Genomic DNA, 15,412 nt, shown 5'->3' with positions numbered 1-15,412 from the left:
GCTTAGCGTCCCTCGCCGATGGCACTGTGCTACTGTGCATGGGGTTGTTTTCGACATTTTTGTTCTGAGGTGATGGAACCCATGTCCGATCTCGCCGACCTCTATCCCGGCTTCGCCTCCGAATGGATCAACACCTCCCTCGGCCGCATCTTCGCCCGTGTCGGCGGCAAGGGGCCGCCGCTGCTGCTGCTGCACGGCTTCTCCGAGACCAACGTGATGTGGCACCGCGTGGCGCCGCAGCTCGCCGACAAGTTCACGCTGATCATCGCCGATCTGCCGGGCTATGGCTGGTCCGACATGCCCGAGAGCGATGCGCTGCACGTCCCCTACAGCAAGCGCGCGATGGCCGAGGCCATGGTCGAGGCGATGGAGAGCCTCGGTCACGTCCACTTCGGGCTCGCCGGCCACGACCGCGGCGGCCGGGTGTCGTATCGGCTGGCGCTCGACCATCCCGGCCGGCTGTCGAAGCTCGCCGTGCTCGATATCCTGCCGACCTATAATTACTGGGAGCGGATGAACCGCGCCTACGCGCTGAAGATCTATCACTGGACCTTCCTCGCCCAGCCCGCGCCGCTGCCGGAGACGCTGATCTCGGGCAATGGCGAGTTCTTCCTGCGCTTCAAGATGGCGAGCCAGACCAAGTCGAAGACGCTGGACGCCATCGACCCGCGTGCACTCGAACATTACATCGCCCCGTTCCGCGATCCCGCCCGCGTGCATGCGATGTGCGAGGACTACCGCGCCGGCGCCTATTTCGATTACGACCTCGACAAGGCCGACTTCGAAGCCGGCAAGAAGATCACCGTGCCCATGCTGGCCCTGTGGGGTGGCGCAGGCATCGCCCAGGCCGCCGCCACGCCGCTCGATACCTGGAAGCAATGGGCGACCAACGTCGACGGTATGCCGGTGGACTCCGGCCATTTCCTCACCGAGGAGAACCCGGACGTCACCGCAAAGGCACTGCGCGAGTTCTTCTCGGCGTCCTAGCGCCGCTCCCGGAAGAACTCCCGCAGCAGCCGCGCCGCCTCGCTCTCGCCGACCCCGGAATAGACATCCGGCGCATGATGGCAGGTGGGGGAAGCGAAGAACCGCACGCCGGACTCGACTGCGCCGCCCTTGGGATCGGCGGCGCCGTAATAGAGCCGCCTCACCCTTGCAAAGGAGATCGCGCCCGCACACATGGTGCAGGGCTCCAGCGTCACGTAGAGGTCGCAGTCGACCAGGCGCTCGCTGCCGATCTTTTTGGCGGCCTCGCGCAGTGCGATGATCTCGGCATGGGCGGTCGGGTCGTAATCGGTCAGCGTCCGGTTCGCCGCGGTGGCGATGACCTCGTAATTGCGGACCACGACGCATCCGATCGGAACTTCGCCCGCCTTTCCGGCATTTTCGGCCGTTTTGAGCGCCAAATCCATGAAAGAGGGGGCTTTCAAGCCTCGTATCATTGCCAGAAACCTGCTAGTAGCTCCGCCTTCAGCAAGAGTGAATACCGGATTTGCCTGAGCATGCGGCTCGAAACGAGCGCGCACAATGCTTTCTGGCCACCCCCTAAGTGAGATTATTCATGCCTCGCGACAGCGACAAAGACAACGATTCCCGCGGCCGGCGTGATCGAGGCCCGGGCAGGGGTGGCCCGCCCAAGGGCCGGTCCGGCAAGCCGCGCGGCCCCGAGAAGAAATTCGCCAAGCGCGGCCATGAGGGGGGCGACAGCCGCCCGCCCCGCGGCGACCGCGACAGCCGTCCGTTCCGCCGCCGCGAGGAGGGCGATGCCCCGCGCCGCGATTTCAGCGACCGTCCGAAATTCAAGCGCGACGACCGTGGTGGTGGGGAGCGCAGCTTCAAGCCGCGTGGCGACCGCCCGTTCTCCGATCGCGGCGCGCGCGATGGCGAGAAGCGGCCGTTCAAGCCGCGCGGGGATCGCCCGTCCTATGGCCGTGACGACCGTCCGCCGCGCAGCCGGGATCGCGACGATTCCCGTCCCGCCGGCCGGTTCGGCGACAAGAAGTTCGGCGACAAGCGGCCCTATGCGCCGCGTGGCGACCGCCCGGAACGCAAGTTCGACGGCGAGCGGAAGTTTTCGCGGGGTGCACCGGATCGCGAACGCGACCGTGGGGATCGCAACGATCGCCCGCGTGACTTCAGCGATCGTCCGCGCGATCGTGGCGAGCGCAGCGATTCAAAGCCTTGGCAGAAGCGCGACACGGGTCCGCGTGGCGATCGTCCGCCGCGCAAGGATTTCAGCAAGGGTCCGCGCAAGGATTTCGGCGGCCGCGACCGCGGCGAAGACAAGCCCTGGCAGAAGCGCGACGATCGGCAAGGTGGCGGCGAGGACCGTCCGCGTTTCTCGCGTTCGCGCGACGATCGCGCGTCCGGCGATCGTCCGTTCCGCGATCGCCCCAAATTTGATCGGCCGCGCGACGATCGTCCGAAATTCGATCGGCCTCGTCGTGATGGCGATGGCGAACGCGGCGGCGACCGTCCCAAATTCAATCGTCCGCGCGAGCGCTCCGAGGGCCGCTCCGACTGGCACGAGCATCCGCGCAACGAAGGCCGCTTCGGCGACCGTCCGCGCCGTGAAAACGAGGATGAGAGCAGGATCTTCGAGAAGCGCCCCGCTTTCGGTGGCCGCGGCGCCTATCGGGACCGTGATCGGGATTTCGAGGGCCGTCTGCGTCGTGACGAAGCACCGAAGCCGAAGAAGGCCGGCGAGCGTATCGCAAAAGTGCTGTCGCGTGCGGGCCTCGCCTCGCGCCGCGACGCCGAGGAGATGGTCACGCAGGGCCGCGTCGCCGTCAACGGCCGCGTCATCAATTCGCCGGCGCTCGACATCACGCGGAACGATGTCGTCACTGTCGATGGCAAGCCGCTGCCGGAGCGCGAGCGCACGCGGCTGTTCCTCTACCACAAGCCGCGCGGGCTGATGACGACGCATGACGACCCCGAGGGCCGTCCGACCGTGTTCGACAATCTGCCCGAAGGCCTGCCGCGGCTGATCTCGATCGGCCGGCTCGACTTCAACACCGAAGGCCTGTTGCTGCTCACCAACGACGGCGGACTCGCGCGTACGCTCGAGCTGCCGGACACCGGCTGGCTGCGCCGCTACCGCGTCCGCGCCCATGGCGACGTCACGCAGGCGCAGCTCGACGAATTGAAGAACGGCATCGAGGTCGAGGGCGTCAAATACGGTCCGATCGAGGCGACGCTGGAGCGCGACCAGGGTGCCAATGTCTGGCTCGTGTTCGCGATCCGCGAAGGCAAGAACCGCGAGGTGCGCAACGTCTGCGCCCATCTCGGGCTCGAGGTGAACCGGCTGATCCGCGTGTCCTACGGCCCGTTCCAGCTCGGCGAGGTCCCCGAAGGCCAGGTCGAGGAGATCAGGTCGCGCGTGCTGCGCGAGCAGCTCGGCGACAAGGTGATCGAGAAGTCGGGCGCGCAGTTCGACGTGCCGAAGAAATCTTCTTCACCCGACGGCGAAGCGCCACGCGAGAAGAAGCCTGCCAGCAAGCGTGACGTGATCAACGATCGCAAGGGCCGCCGCGTGCTGGTCCAGCGCACCGGCAGCGAGGAAGCGCGCGAGCGCAACGAGGCCGAGGCCAACGGCTACGGCCCGCCGCGCCGTCCCAAGCGCGGCTATCACGGCAAGCGCGACCTGACGCCGCGGGAGGACTAAGTGCGTGTCGTCGGCGGTCGATTGAGGGGGCGCAATCTCGCCTCACCGTCCTCGCGCGACATCCGCCCCACGGCGGACCGGCTGCGCGAGTCCGTGTTCAACATTCTCGTGCACGCCTATGACGATCCGATCCGAGATGCGCGCGTGCTCGATCTCTTCGCCGGTACCGGCGCGCTCGGCATCGAGGCGTCCTCGCGTGGGGCGAAGTTCACGCTGTTTGTCGACAACGGCGCCGAGGCCCGCGCGCTGCTGCGTAACAACGTCGAGACGCTCGGCCTTGGTGGCGTGACCAAGGTCTATCGCCGCGATGCGACCGATCTCGGGCCTGCGCACCCCGTCGAGCCGTTCTCACTGGTGTTTCTCGATCCGCCCTACGGCAAGGGATTTGCGGAGAAGGCGCTTGTGAGCTTGCGCGACGGTGGCTGGCTGACACCGGGTGCGCTGCTCGTGGTCGAAGAGGCGAAGGCCGCACAGTTCGTGACGCCGGAAGGTTTCGAGGAATTGGAGCGGCGAGCGTATGACGACACGGAGTTTGTGTTTTTGAAGAGGCCGTAGCCTCGCTGCCGTAGGGTGGGCAAAGCGAAGCGTGCCCACTACCTATCGTAATCATGGAAAGATGGTGGGCACGGCGCTGCGCGCCTTTGCCCACCCTACGGCACCGTCATCTTCTCCCGAACAGCTTCTCCACGTCCGACAGCTTGAGCTCGACATAGGTCGGGCGGCCGTGATTGCACTGGCCGGAGTTCGGGGTGTCCTCCATCTCGCGGAGCAGGGCGTTCATCTCCTCGGGCCGCAGCCTGCGGCCGGCGCGCACCGAGCCGTGGCAGGCCATGGTGGCGGCGACATGCATCAGGCGGCGCTCCAGCGGCAGCGCCTCGTCCCATTCGGCCATGTGCTCGGAGAGATCGCGCAGCAGCCCGCCGGCATTGGTCTTGCCGAGCAGCGACGGCGTCTCGCGCACCGCGACCGCGCCGGGGCCGAAGGATTCGATGGCGAGCCCAAATGAGGCAAGCTCCTCGCTGCGCTCGAGCAGGCGCTCGACCGTCGCCTCGTCCATCTCGACGATCTCGGGGATCAGGAGGATCTGCCGTTGCACGCCGTTGGAGGCGAGTGAGGCCTTCAGCCGCTCATAGACGATGCGCTCATGCGCGGCGTGCTGGTCGACGATGATCAGGCCGTCGCGGGTCTGCGAGACGATGTAGGTCTCGTGGATCTGGGTGCGCGCCGCACCGAGCGGGCGGTCGACGAGGTCGCTGACGGGCTGTGCCTCGATCCGCACGTCCGCGCTCGGCGCGCCGACATCGAATGCCGCCTGTGCGCGCTCGGCGAAGACGGGCGCAGCCGATCCGTCGAACGACGGCATCGGCGCGACCGGGGCGGATGGCGAGGCGCGCCAGTCCCAGCTCGCAGGCCGCGGCGTGAACGCCGGCCGGAACGAGGACAACGCGCTCTCGCCACTGTTGGCGGCCGTGCGCCGGCCCTCCCGCGCGAGCGCGTCCTTCAATCCGTGCACGATCAGCGCGCGCACGAGGCCGGCATTGCGGAAGCGCACCTCGGTCTTGGCCGGATGCACGTTGGCGTCGACCTCGCGCGGATGGAGCGTCACGAACAACGCCAGCACCGGATGGCGGTCGCGCGGCAGATAGTCGGCATAGGCCCCGCGCACGGCGCCGAGGATCAGCTTGTCGCGCACCGGGCGGCCGTTGACGAAGAGATATTGCCCGAGCGCGTTCGCCTTGGTCAGCGCCGGCGCCGCGGCATAGCCGGCGACCACGACGCCCTCGCGCTCGGCATGGACCTCGATGGCGTGGCTGCGGAATTCTGCACCGAGGATATCGCCGAGCCGCGTCAGGCGTCCGGCGGCGCCGGGCAGCGCGGCGGTCCAGGTCACCGGCGCGCGTTCCTCGCCGGCCAGCGTGAAGGCGACGTCGGGCCGCGCCATGGCGAGGCGCCTGACCACCTCGCGGATCGCCTCCGCCTCGGTGCGATCGGTCTTCAGGAATTTCAGCCGCGCCGGCGTCGCATAGAAGAGGTCGTTGACCTCGACGCGCGTGCCGTGGGCCAGCGCCGCCGGCATGATCTCGGATTTGTCGCCGCCCTCGACTGACAGCGCCCAGGCATGTGGCTCGCTCGCGTGCCGCGTGGTGATGGACAGCCGCGCCACCGAGCCGATCGAGGGCAGTGCCTCGCCGCGGAACCCGAGCGTGCGGATCTGGAGCAGATCCTCGTCGTCGAGCTTGGACGTGGCGTGGCGTTCGACCGCGAGTGCGAGGTCCTTCGCGGTCATGCCGCCGCCGTCGTCGGTGATACCGATCCGCCGTCGGCCGCCGCCATCGGTGAAGACGTCGATCCGGCTCGCGCCGGCATCGATGGCGTTCTCGACCAGTTCCTTGACCACGCTCGCCGGACGCTCGACCACCTCGCCGGCGGCGATGCGGTTGACGACTTGCTCTGGCAGTTGGCGGACGGGCATGGGGCTTTCGATCTGGATTCGCTGACGGCGCTATTCTAGGCCGTGTTGCGTCAAAAGCATGTGTTGGGCAACAGCCGTGTGGTGGCCTGGGGAAGAGGGATGCCTATCACATTGAAGGGATTGGACGTTCGAGAAAATTGCGCAACCGGGATGGAGCGGTTGCCCTGCTACGGTCCTGATTGTGGGGGGCCGGACAGCGGTGTAGCATCGTGAAAAAATGGCAACAGGACGGGAGGACGCCATGTGCAATTTCTTCGCGCACCAGCCCCAACGCAACTACGAATCCCAGACCCGCTCGTTGCGGATCGGCGGGCACTGCACCTCGATCCGGCTGGAAATGGCGTTCTGGGACACGCTGGAGGAGATTGCGGCCAAGGAGAGCATGAGCGTCGGCAAGTTCCTGACCACGCTCTACAACGAGGTGCTCGACCATCACGGCGAGGTCAATAATTTCGCCTCGCTGCTGCGCTGCTCCTGCCTGATCTATCGCTCCAAGAGCATGGTGACGGTGCCGGAGTTCAAGGCCACTGTGACGCCCATTCTCGATGCGGCCGAGTAGAGGAGCGACACGCGTGTAGCCCGGATGGAGCGCGGCGCAATCCGGGATTCGCACCACAAGTGACGGTGGCCCCGGATTGCGCTTCGCTCCATCCGGGCTACGAGACTACCGTACTCTCTCCGCTGTCATTGCGAGGAGCTCTCGCGACGAAGCAATCCAGACCGTCACCGCAGTGGGATTCTGGATTGCTTCGCTTCGCTCGCAATGACGGCGAGAGAACACAGTTTTCTTTGGACCGTCAAATCTCCTTTTTCTGCATCGCGCCGGCGATGTAATCCGCTTGCCGGATCGCGAGCGCGACGATGGTCAGTGTCGGATTGCAGGCTGCGCCGCTGGTGAACTGGCTGCCGTCCGAGACGAACAGGTTCTTGACGTCGTGGCTCTGTCCGAACTTGTTGACCACGCCATCCCGGGGCTTCTCGCTCATTCTGTTGGTGCCGAGATTGTGCGTGCTCGGATACGGCGGCGTCGGATAGGTCACGGTGGCGCCGACGGCGTCGTAGACCGCCGCACCCTGCTTGTAGGCGTGTGCACGCATCGCGAGGTCGTTGGGGTGGTCGTCGAAATGCACGCTCGCGACTGCTTGGCCGAACTTGTCCTTGACGACGGGATCGAGCGTGATGCGGTTGGTCTCCTGCGGCATGTCCTCGCCGACCAGCCACATGCCGGCCATCCTGGGATAGCCGTCGAGCGCCGCGGTGAACGGACGGCCCCAGGCGCCGGGATTGAGGAACGCCGCCATGAACGGCAGGCCGATCGACAGCGTCTCCATCTCGTATCCGCCGACGAAGCCGCGCTTCGGATTGTTGGCGGCTTCATCGCGGATGATGCCGGCCATGGTGGTACCGCGATACATGTGCACCGACTTCTCGAACACGGCGTAGACGCTGCCCGTCATGTGCCGCATGTAGTTGCGGCCGACCTGGCCCGATGAGTTGCCGAGGCCGTCGGGGAACATGGTCGAGGCACTGTTCAAGAGCAGCCGCGGGCTCTCGATCGAATTGCCGGCCACCGCGACGATGCGCGCCTTCTGGCGCTGCATCGCACCGCTCTCGTCGGCGTAGACCACGCCGGTCACCTTGCCGCCGGCGTCGTGCTCGATCTTGATCGCCATGCTGCTCGGCCGCACTTCGAGATTGCCGGTCGCCTCGCCCTTGGGGATCTCGGTGTAGAGCGTCGACCATTTCGCGCCGGACTTGCAGCCCTGGAAGCAGAAGCCGATCTGCTGGCAGGCGCCGCGGCCGTCGCGCGGCTGGCTGTTGATCGCCATGTTGCCGGTGTGCACGGTCTTGTAGCCGAGCTTCTTTGCGCCGGCTTCGAGCACCTTGAAGTTGTTGTTGCCGGGAAGTCCGGGAATGCCGTTGGTGCGCGTCACGCCCATCTTGTTCTCGGCCTTGGCGTACCATGGCTCCATTTCGGCGAGCGTGACCGGCCAGTCCAGCAGGTTCGCGCCGGGAATGTTGCCGTAGGTGCTCTTGACCTTGAACTCATGCTCGTCGAAGCGCAGTGACGCGCCGGCCCAATGGGTCGTCGAGCCGCCGACCGCCTTGACGATCCAGGCGGGAAGGCCCGAAAAATCCTTGGCGACGCGCCATGTCCCCGACGTGGTGCGGGCATCGGTCCAGGCGAGCTGCGTAAAGCTCTCCCATTCGTCGTTGACGAAGTCCTGGTTCTCGATGCGCGGGCCGGCTTCGAGGATCACCACCTTGACGCCCTTCTGCGCGAGCTCGTTGCCCAGCGTGCCGCCGCCGGCACCGGAGCCGACGATCACCACAACGCTGGAGTCGTTCAGATCGAATTTTGCCATATGCGTTCTCCTGAACCGTTGGGGTGCACTTAGGCTTTGGGCAGCCAGTCGATGTCGGCAAAGCCGCGGTTGATGTAGCCGCCGTGCTCGGCGGAGGAGCCTTCGTAGCCGAAGCGCGGCCAGACCTCTTTCTGGTTGTAGAGCGACACGACGAGGTCGCCGCGTACCTTCTGGAAGAAGTCGCTTCCCTCGATCTCCTTCAGCAGCACCACGCGGTCGGCTTCCCATGGCACTTCGGCGTAAGCGACCTTGTGGCGATCCCGCGCATTCTGGTCGAGCCGCGTGATACCGTCGCTGATCAGCGATTTGACGGCGGGGTCCTTGGCTGCCTTGCCGTCCCACGGCTTGATCGCGATGATGTAGTAGCTGTCGCCGAGGACGTCGTGCGGATAGATGTCGCGCGCGACCTTCAGCAGCGTCTTCATCGTCGCGGGTGACAGCGTGCTGGCATCATCTGCCCAAGCATCCTCGATGCTGACGGCGACGCTGGTCGCCACAGCGACGACCGGTACGGCCGTCGCCGCGCCCTTGAGAAAGACGCGGCGGCTGTGCTTGCTTCGACGATCTATTTCTCTCATGGCATTCCTCCGTGGATTTTTGTGATTTGGATTTTTGTGATTTGTTTCAGCCGAAACGACCCCCTCGCTGGATCACCTCGATCTTGTAGCCGTCGGGATCGCTGACGAAGAAAAATCGCGCCAGCGTCTTGCCGTCGTGCTTGAAGTCGCGCAGCGGTCCCGGTGCGAGCTTCTCGCGCTCGAAGCGGGCATGTTCGGCATCGAGATCCTCGACCACCACGGCGATATGTCCGTAGCCGTCGCCGAGCTGGTACGGTTCCTTGCGATCGAAATTCACCGTCAGCTCGACCTCGAAAGGTGAGGAGGGGTGACGCAGATAGATCAGGGCAAAGTCTGAAAATTTGAGATGGTCGGCGACCTCCAAGCCGAAGGCGCGCTTGTAGAAGTCGAGCGAGCGGGCTTCGTCGAGCACGCGGATCATGGAATGAACGGGCTTTGCCATTCAATTCAGCTCCTTCAGGTAGGCGATGATGGCGGCGCGCGTCTCCGGCTTCGCCTGCCGGTAGACCATGGTCACGCCGGGAATGACGGCTTGCGGATTGCTCAGCCAGGCGTCGAGCCTGGGCTCGTCCCAGGCGAAGTCCGCTTTCGACAGCGCCTCCGAATATTTAAAACCTTCGGTCTTGCCGGCGGGACGCCCGACGACCTTCACCAGCGGTGGGCCCTGCCGCGCCGGCTCTGACAGGCTCGTCGTGTGGCACACCGCGCATTGCTGTTTGAACAGCGTCGCGCCATCCGGCGGCTTGGCGGTCGGCAAGGGCATTTGGGCATCGGCAACCCGCGTCACCAGCACCATCGCGGTGCACAATCCCAGCACGACTGCGCGCATCGCCAAGAATCCGCCCATCCACATCAACGTGCGCAAACTCTAGGCGGCGTCAAAGATGCGGTGGTAGTAGCGGGCTGTTTCGATGCGCGCGGAGATACTGGTGGCCGCGTGTGTTCCGCGATGCCTTATATGCGGAGCACAATTCCGCGAAACCGCCGTCAAATCCCTAAACGATCACCACACCATGCGCATTGCATGACGATTGCGCCGCTTGAACTCTCTACGCGATGCAATGACCCGGTGCAGGTGAGCGGCGCAGGATGCCGCCGGGCCATTCGTCGCGGAAAAATCCAGGAGAAATGGATGAAGTTGGTGAAGACCTCGATGATCGCATGCGCTCTGTCGGCTCTCATTGCGACGCCCGTGCTCGCGCAAGGCGCGCCACCCGCCAAGACAGGCGGCATCGTGCAAGGCAAGCCCATGCAAGGCGGCACGATGGGCAGCGGCGATGAGGAGATGAGTGCTCAGCCGGGCGCGGCGGGCGAGAAGACCGGCATGAAGTCGACCAAAGGCACCAGGGGCACGGTCGGCACCACCGGCAGCGCTGCGCATAAGGGAACCGCCGACGATTCCGCGACGGGCGGTGCAGCCCCGGCCAAGCGTTACTAGTCCCACCGGGTGAAGCAAGCGGACTCCGGTCGCCCTGCGGCCGGAGTTTTTTTGACTGGGTCTGCTTTGCTAGTCGTCGAAGCGGCCGCCGCCCCGCCCTGCCTTGATGTCGCTGCGGCGCTTCTTGCCGTCGAGCCGGCGCTGCTTGGAGCCAAGGGTCGGCCGCGTGGCGCGGCGCGGCTTTGGCCGTATCATCGCCTCGGTCAGGATCTCGGTGAGCCGGTCGATGGCGTCCTGGCGGTTGCGCTCCTGGGTGCGGAAGCGCTGGGCGTGGATCACGATCACGCCGTCCTTGGTCATGCGCTGGCCGGCGATGCGTGCGAGCCGGATCACCGCATCCTCCGGCAAGGTCAGCTTGCGCGTGTCGAAGCGCAGCTGCGCCGAGGTCGAGACCTTGTTGACGTTCTGCCCGCCCGGGCCGGAGGCGCGGACGAAGCCGATCTCGATGTCGTCCTCGTCGATGACGAGATCGCGGGATATCCGCAGCATGATGGCACCATTCGTGATGTCCGGACATATCGCGGACGTCCACGTTCGGCAATGGCGCATCCTGGAAACGCAAATGGCCGGGCGAGCCCGGCCATTTCAGGAAACGTCAGGAGACGTCAGTTCGACTTTGTCGCGGGTGCCGCGGCCGGTTGCGCGGCCGCCTGTGGGGCGCGGCCGACGACCACGGTCAGGAGGCCCTGGCCCCAGAGGCGCTTGGCGGCGGCCTTGGCGTCGTCCAGTGTCACCGCATCGACGATGGCGTTGCGCTTCTCGATATAGTCGATCGGCAGCTTGTCCTGCTGGTATTGCAGCAGCGCCTGCGCGAGCTTCGAGGAGGTATCCAGCGCCAGCATCTGCGAGCCCTTGAGGTAGGACTTGGCTTCGTCGAGCTCCTTCTGCGTCGGGCCCTCCTCGGCGATGCGGCGCACTTCCTTGTCGATGGCGTCGATGGTGTCGCCGGCACGGTCGGCGCGGGTGCCGGTGTTGCCGATGAAGACCGCCGAATGTTCCATCCAGAGCAGCGATTCGAACACGGAATAAGCCAGCCCGCGCTTCTCGCGCACCTCGCGATAGAGCCGCGAGGACAATCCGCCGCCGCCCAGGATGTGGTTGACGACATAGGCGGCCATGAAGTTCGGATCGCTGCGCTTCACGCCGGGGCCGCCGAAGGTGATGACGGTCTGCGGCACGTCGAGCGGCACGAAGGTGCGTTGCGGCGGTTTTGCCGCCTCGACGTCGGCGACCGGCGTGAGATTGGCCTTTGCGGGCAGGCTGCCGAACGTGTGGTCGAGCAGCTTGCCGAGCGTGGCCGGATCGACGTCGCCGACCACCGCGATCTTCAGCCCGTCCTTCGCGATCACGCGGCCGACATAATCCTTCAGGTCGGCGACCGTGATGGTCGGCACGCTGTCCAGCGTGCCATTGGTCTGCCGGCCATAGGGATGGTCGCCGAAAGCGACCTCCAGGAATTTGCGGCTCGCCAGCGACGACGGATTGGTGGTCTCGCGGCGCAGGCCCGAGATCACCTGTGAGCGGATGCGCTCGACGTCGACGGTGTCGAAATGCGGCGAGGTCAGCGCGCTCCTGAGCAGGTCGAAGGCTTCGTCCTTGTTGTCGCGCAGCATCCGCAGGCTGCCGCGGAACGTATCGCGGGTGGCGCTGAAGGAGAGCTCGATGGCGCGGCGGTCGAGCCGCTCATGGAAGGTCTTGGAGTCGAGATCGCCGGAGCCTTCGTCGAGGAGGTCGCCGACCAGATTGGCGACGCCAGACTTGTCCTTGGGATCCTGCGCCGAGCCGCCGGCAAAGGAATATTCCATGGCGATCAGCGGCACGGTCGCATCCTGTACGAACCAGGCTTCGATGCCGCCCGGCGAGGTCAGGTGCTGGATCTTTGCGGCCGCCTGTGACGGCGACACCGTAGCCAGCGCGAGTGCCGCGCCGGTGATAAGCGAGAATGCAACGCGTCGAAGGAAGGGATAGGTCACGAACGCTTCTCCTCGCGCTTGGCGGCACCGGTGTCCTTGATCAGATAGCCCGTCACCGAGCGCTTCTTCTCGAGCCATTTCTGCGCGACAGTGCGAACCTGGTCGGCGGTGACCGCGCGAATGCGATCGGGCCAGCTTCTGATGTCCTCGATCGAGAGGCCCGTGGTCAGCGCGCCGCCATACCACCGTGCCAGCACCGCCTGGTTGTCCTGGGCGTAGATCGCTTCCGCAATGAGCTGGGTCTTGACCCGCTCGAGGTCCTCGGCGCGGATCGGGTTCTGTGCGATGTCGGCGATGACGCCGTCGACCACTTGCTCGACATCGGCAAAGCTGACGCCCGGTTTCGGTGAGGCCGAGATCGCGAACTGGGTCGGGTCGAGCGAGATGCTCGAATAGCTGGCGCTGGCGGAGACCGCGAGCGGCTTGTCGACCACGAGCGCGCGGTAGAGATAGGAATTGCTGCCGCTGCCCATCAGCTGCGCCAGCACGTCGAGGGCGGCGCTCTCGCCGGCCGCGGCCGTGGTCGCGGAGGGCACCAGATAATAGCGGCGCAGGCTGGGCTGCTCGACGCGCGGGTCGGCCAGCGTGACGGTGCGCGGCGCCGCGGGCTCCGGCTCCTGCGGGCGGACGCGCCGCGCCGGGATTGCGGGCTGGGCCGGAATGGAGCCGAAATTGCGTTCGACCAGCGGACGGATATCGGCGGCTTCGACGTCGCCGGCGATCACCAGGATCGCGTTGTTCGGCGCGTAGAAGCGGCGGTAGAAGGCGAGCGCATCCTCGCGGTCGAGCTTCTCGATCTCCTGGTGCCAGCCGATCACCGGCCGGCCGTAGGGATGATTGAGATAGAGCGCGGCCATGATCTGCTCGTTGAGCCGCGCATCCGGATTGTTGGCGACGCGCATGTTGTACTCTTCGAGCACGACGTCGCGCTCAGGCAGCACGTTCTCGTCCTTGAGGATCAGGCCGGTCATGCGGTCGGCCTCGAACTCCATCATGGTCGGCAGCTGCTCTTTCGGCACGCGCTGGTAGTAGTTGGTGTAGTCGACCGAGGTCGAGGCGTTCTCGTTGCCGCCGACGCGGAGCACGGTCTGGGAGAATTCGCCGACCGGGTGCTTCGACGTGCCCTTGAACATCAGATGTTCGAGGAAGTGCGCGAGCCCGGACTTGCCCGGCGTCTCGTCGGCCGAGCCGACCTTGTACCAGATCATCTCCGTGACCACGGGCGTGCGGTGGTCCGGGATCACCACGACCTGCATGCCGTTGGCGAGCGTGAAGCTGGCGGGCGGGGCCGATGTCACGGTGGTCTGGGCGAGGGCGGCGCCGGCCGAGAGGACACTCGTCGAAAGCAGCGCGGCAAGGAGGCAGGCGGCCGATCGGTAAGCGGACATCATAATCCTTATGAAAAGGCCGAGCCCGGATGTCCGGCTCGGAGGCACGGCATGCTACACCGTGCGGCTGAGGCTTCGCGTCACGAAGCAGAGAACTCAACGCGTAGGCAAGTTACTGATTGGCAATTTGCAGACGGCGCCCGGCGTGCATAAGCCGCCGGTGCCAGGTTGGCGCCTGTCAGGATGTCGCGGTGGGGCAGGAACGCTATTATTCCTTGTCCTTGCCCGACATGATGTCGAAATAGGTCCGGCGCGACTTGTCCTCTCCGGCGCCATAGGCATAGCTCGGCGAAGGCGTCTGATAGCCCGGCGGCGGCTCGACCAGCGACTGGCGCGGCGGCTCGCTGGTGAATTGCTTGGTCTCGCCCTTGCCGCCCTTCATCATGTTCCACAGGCCGCCGGCGAAACCGAGTTCGGAGGGACTGAGCGACGGGTTACCGTTGGTGCCCGGCTGGATCGGATCATTGCTTGTACGGGGGGCTGCGGCGACCTCGCCGGCCTTCATCTCGGCGGGCGTCAGAGGCCGGGCGGCCTGCCAGTTTTCGGTTTCCTTGGTAGCCTTCTTGCGCGCGGCAATGGCTTCCTTGCGGCGCTTCTCCTCGGGGTCCTTGGGCCAGTTCGGCGCATTCTTGGCCTGCGTCGCCGGCGGCGGCAGGTCCAGCTTGGGCGGCACGACCAGCGGGGAGCGCTCGCGGTATTCGATGCCGGGCTTTTCCATGCTCTTGGCGCCGATGCCGGACATCAGATTGTCGATGATCTTCTCTTCGAAGGTCATCCCGTCATCATCATCGTCGTCGTCACCAGCACGGACCGGGCCTGCCGTCATGACGAGGCCGATGCCGAGCGCGACAGCGGACAATTTCAACGCCCGCCAGAACCCCGCTTTGGAGTCTCGAACCATCGAACCGCTGGTCTCGGAGCTGCGCATCACTGTACCTGTTCCATATTGTGGCAGATTGCTGCACTTTGCCGCTCGCACGCGGCCAATCCTCGCAAAAAGCAGGGTTCCACCTGCCGGTCCGTATCGGCCGGGATCAGGGCGCTTTTGCGGCGGGTACCCCCAAGAAGGAATCATACAATAGCGCCGCCACCCCGACAACGATGGCCACGTCCGCGAGATTAAACACGTACCAGTTATAGGTATTTCCGACGATCTCGATGTGGAACAGGGCGAAATCGACCACCGCGCCGTAGGCGAAGCGGTCGATGCCGTTGCCGATCGCGCCGCCGATGATCAGCCCGAGCGCGACGGTCGCCAGTAGGGTGTGCGAGCGGGCCATCCAGATCGCCAGGGCGACCACGGCGACGACCTTGACCGCCATCAGCGCGATCTGCGCCGACTGGCCGTCGTTCTGGAGCCAGCCGAAGCTGATGCCGATGTTCCAGGCCAGCACCAGGTCGAAGAACGGCGTTACCTTCACCACGCCCTTACGGGCGAGGTCGAACCCGTTCAGCAGCCACAGCTTCGAGGCCTGGTCGGCCACGAGCGTGACGATGGCCGCAAGGATGCCGGCGCGAAGAGGGGTCAT

16 protein-coding genes are annotated in these 15,412 nt (G+C 65.7%); 5 read left to right on the top strand and 11 right to left on the bottom strand.

Annotation, left to right across the window (positions count from 1 at the left end):
* The first annotated feature begins 81 nt into the window (after positions 1-81).
* The gene (locus tag AB7008_RS44045; RefSeq protein WP_441260904.1) at positions 82-987 is read left to right on the top strand and encodes an alpha/beta fold hydrolase; all 906 of its coding nucleotides are present in this window, start codon (positions 82-84) and stop codon (positions 985-987) included.
* Here AB7008_RS44045 and AB7008_RS44040 read toward each other — a convergent pair.
* Positions 984-1,442, bottom strand: coding sequence for a nucleoside deaminase (locus AB7008_RS44040; RefSeq protein ID WP_041954073.1), 459 nt, complete (start codon positions 1,440-1,442; stop codon positions 984-986). The genes AB7008_RS44045 and AB7008_RS44040 overlap by 4 nt on opposite strands.
* Before the next feature lie 119 nt (positions 1,443-1,561).
* Between AB7008_RS44040 and AB7008_RS44035 the strand changes: the two genes are divergently transcribed.
* Positions 1,562-3,667: a pseudouridine synthase gene (locus AB7008_RS44035; RefSeq protein ID WP_441260903.1), complete on the top strand. Its 2,106-nt coding sequence runs from the start codon at positions 1,562-1,564 to the stop codon at positions 3,665-3,667.
* Positions 3,668-4,222: a 16S rRNA (guanine(966)-N(2))-methyltransferase RsmD gene (gene rsmD, locus AB7008_RS44030; protein ID WP_441260902.1), complete on the top strand. Its 555-nt coding sequence runs from the start codon at positions 3,668-3,670 to the stop codon at positions 4,220-4,222.
* Positions 4,223-4,328: 106 nt separating this feature from the next.
* Here rsmD and mutL read toward each other — a convergent pair whose 3' ends face one another.
* Positions 4,329-6,140, bottom strand: coding sequence for a DNA mismatch repair endonuclease MutL (mutL, locus tag AB7008_RS44025; RefSeq protein WP_441260901.1), 1,812 nt, complete (start codon positions 6,138-6,140; stop codon positions 4,329-4,331).
* Positions 6,141-6,381: 241 nt separating this feature from the next.
* Between mutL and AB7008_RS44020 the strand changes: the two genes are divergently transcribed.
* A complete protein-coding gene (locus AB7008_RS44020; RefSeq protein ID WP_441260900.1) occupies positions 6,382-6,699 on the top strand; it encodes a ribbon-helix-helix domain-containing protein in 318 nt (105 codons plus the stop codon).
* Between the two features lie 238 nt (positions 6,700-6,937).
* On the opposite strand, the gene AB7008_RS44015 is transcribed toward AB7008_RS44020, so the two are convergent.
* Genes AB7008_RS44015 through AB7008_RS44000 form a run of 4 tightly spaced genes read right to left on the bottom strand, consistent with a single transcriptional unit; the run spans position 6,938 to position 9,913 of the window.
* On the bottom strand, positions 6,938-8,506 hold the full coding sequence (locus AB7008_RS44015; protein WP_441260899.1) for a GMC family oxidoreductase: 1,569 nt from the start codon (positions 8,504-8,506) through the stop codon (positions 6,938-6,940).
* A 29-nt stretch (positions 8,507-8,535) separates the two neighbouring features.
* Positions 8,536-9,084 (bottom strand): gluconate 2-dehydrogenase subunit 3 family protein, encoded by a 549-nt coding sequence (locus tag AB7008_RS44010; RefSeq protein ID WP_441260898.1) that lies wholly within the window; start codon positions 9,082-9,084, stop codon positions 8,536-8,538.
* A gap of 46 nt (positions 9,085-9,130) precedes the next feature.
* Positions 9,131-9,526: a VOC family protein gene (locus tag AB7008_RS44005; protein ID WP_014491955.1), complete on the bottom strand. Its 396-nt coding sequence runs from the start codon at positions 9,524-9,526 to the stop codon at positions 9,131-9,133.
* On the bottom strand, positions 9,527-9,913 hold the full coding sequence (locus AB7008_RS44000; protein ID WP_441260897.1) for a c-type cytochrome: 387 nt from the start codon (positions 9,911-9,913) through the stop codon (positions 9,527-9,529).
* 303 nt (positions 9,914-10,216) lie between these two features.
* Between AB7008_RS44000 and AB7008_RS43995 the strand changes: the two genes are divergently transcribed.
* Positions 10,217-10,522: a hypothetical protein gene (locus AB7008_RS43995; RefSeq protein ID WP_441260896.1), complete on the top strand. Its 306-nt coding sequence runs from the start codon at positions 10,217-10,219 to the stop codon at positions 10,520-10,522.
* Positions 10,523-10,591: 69 nt separating this feature from the next.
* Here AB7008_RS43995 and arfB read toward each other — a convergent pair whose 3' ends face one another.
* The 5 genes from arfB to lspA all read right to left on the bottom strand — a co-directional run bounded on the left by arfB (position 10,592) and on the right by lspA (position 15,412).
* The gene (gene arfB / locus AB7008_RS43990; protein WP_014491958.1) at positions 10,592-11,011 is read right to left on the bottom strand and encodes an alternative ribosome rescue aminoacyl-tRNA hydrolase ArfB; all 420 of its coding nucleotides are present in this window, start codon (positions 11,009-11,011) and stop codon (positions 10,592-10,594) included.
* A 116-nt stretch (positions 11,012-11,127) separates the two neighbouring features.
* On the bottom strand, positions 11,128-12,495 hold the full coding sequence (locus tag AB7008_RS43985) for a M16 family metallopeptidase (protein ID WP_248880088.1): 1,368 nt from the start codon (positions 12,493-12,495) through the stop codon (positions 11,128-11,130).
* Positions 12,492-13,883: a M16 family metallopeptidase gene (locus AB7008_RS43980; protein WP_248880087.1), complete on the bottom strand. Its 1,392-nt coding sequence runs from the start codon at positions 13,881-13,883 to the stop codon at positions 12,492-12,494. Before AB7008_RS43980 ends, AB7008_RS43985 begins: the two co-directional genes overlap by 4 nt.
* A gap of 208 nt (positions 13,884-14,091) precedes the next feature.
* Positions 14,092-14,811 carry a hypothetical protein gene (locus AB7008_RS43975; protein WP_028157956.1) on the bottom strand — a complete coding sequence of 240 codons (720 nt, stop codon included), beginning with the start codon at positions 14,809-14,811 and terminating at the stop codon, positions 14,092-14,094.
* Between the two features lie 106 nt (positions 14,812-14,917).
* Entirely contained in the window at positions 14,918-15,412 is a 495-nt protein-coding gene (gene lspA, locus AB7008_RS43970) for a signal peptidase II (RefSeq protein WP_441260895.1), read from the bottom strand.

This window comes from Bradyrhizobium sp. 521_C7_N1_3 (assembly GCF_052075975.1).
Lineage (GTDB): Bacteria > Pseudomonadota > Alphaproteobacteria > Rhizobiales > Xanthobacteraceae > Bradyrhizobium > Bradyrhizobium japonicum.
The sequence above is the reverse complement of the archived record's forward strand: the minus strand, read 5'-3'. Positions and strand labels throughout refer to the sequence as shown.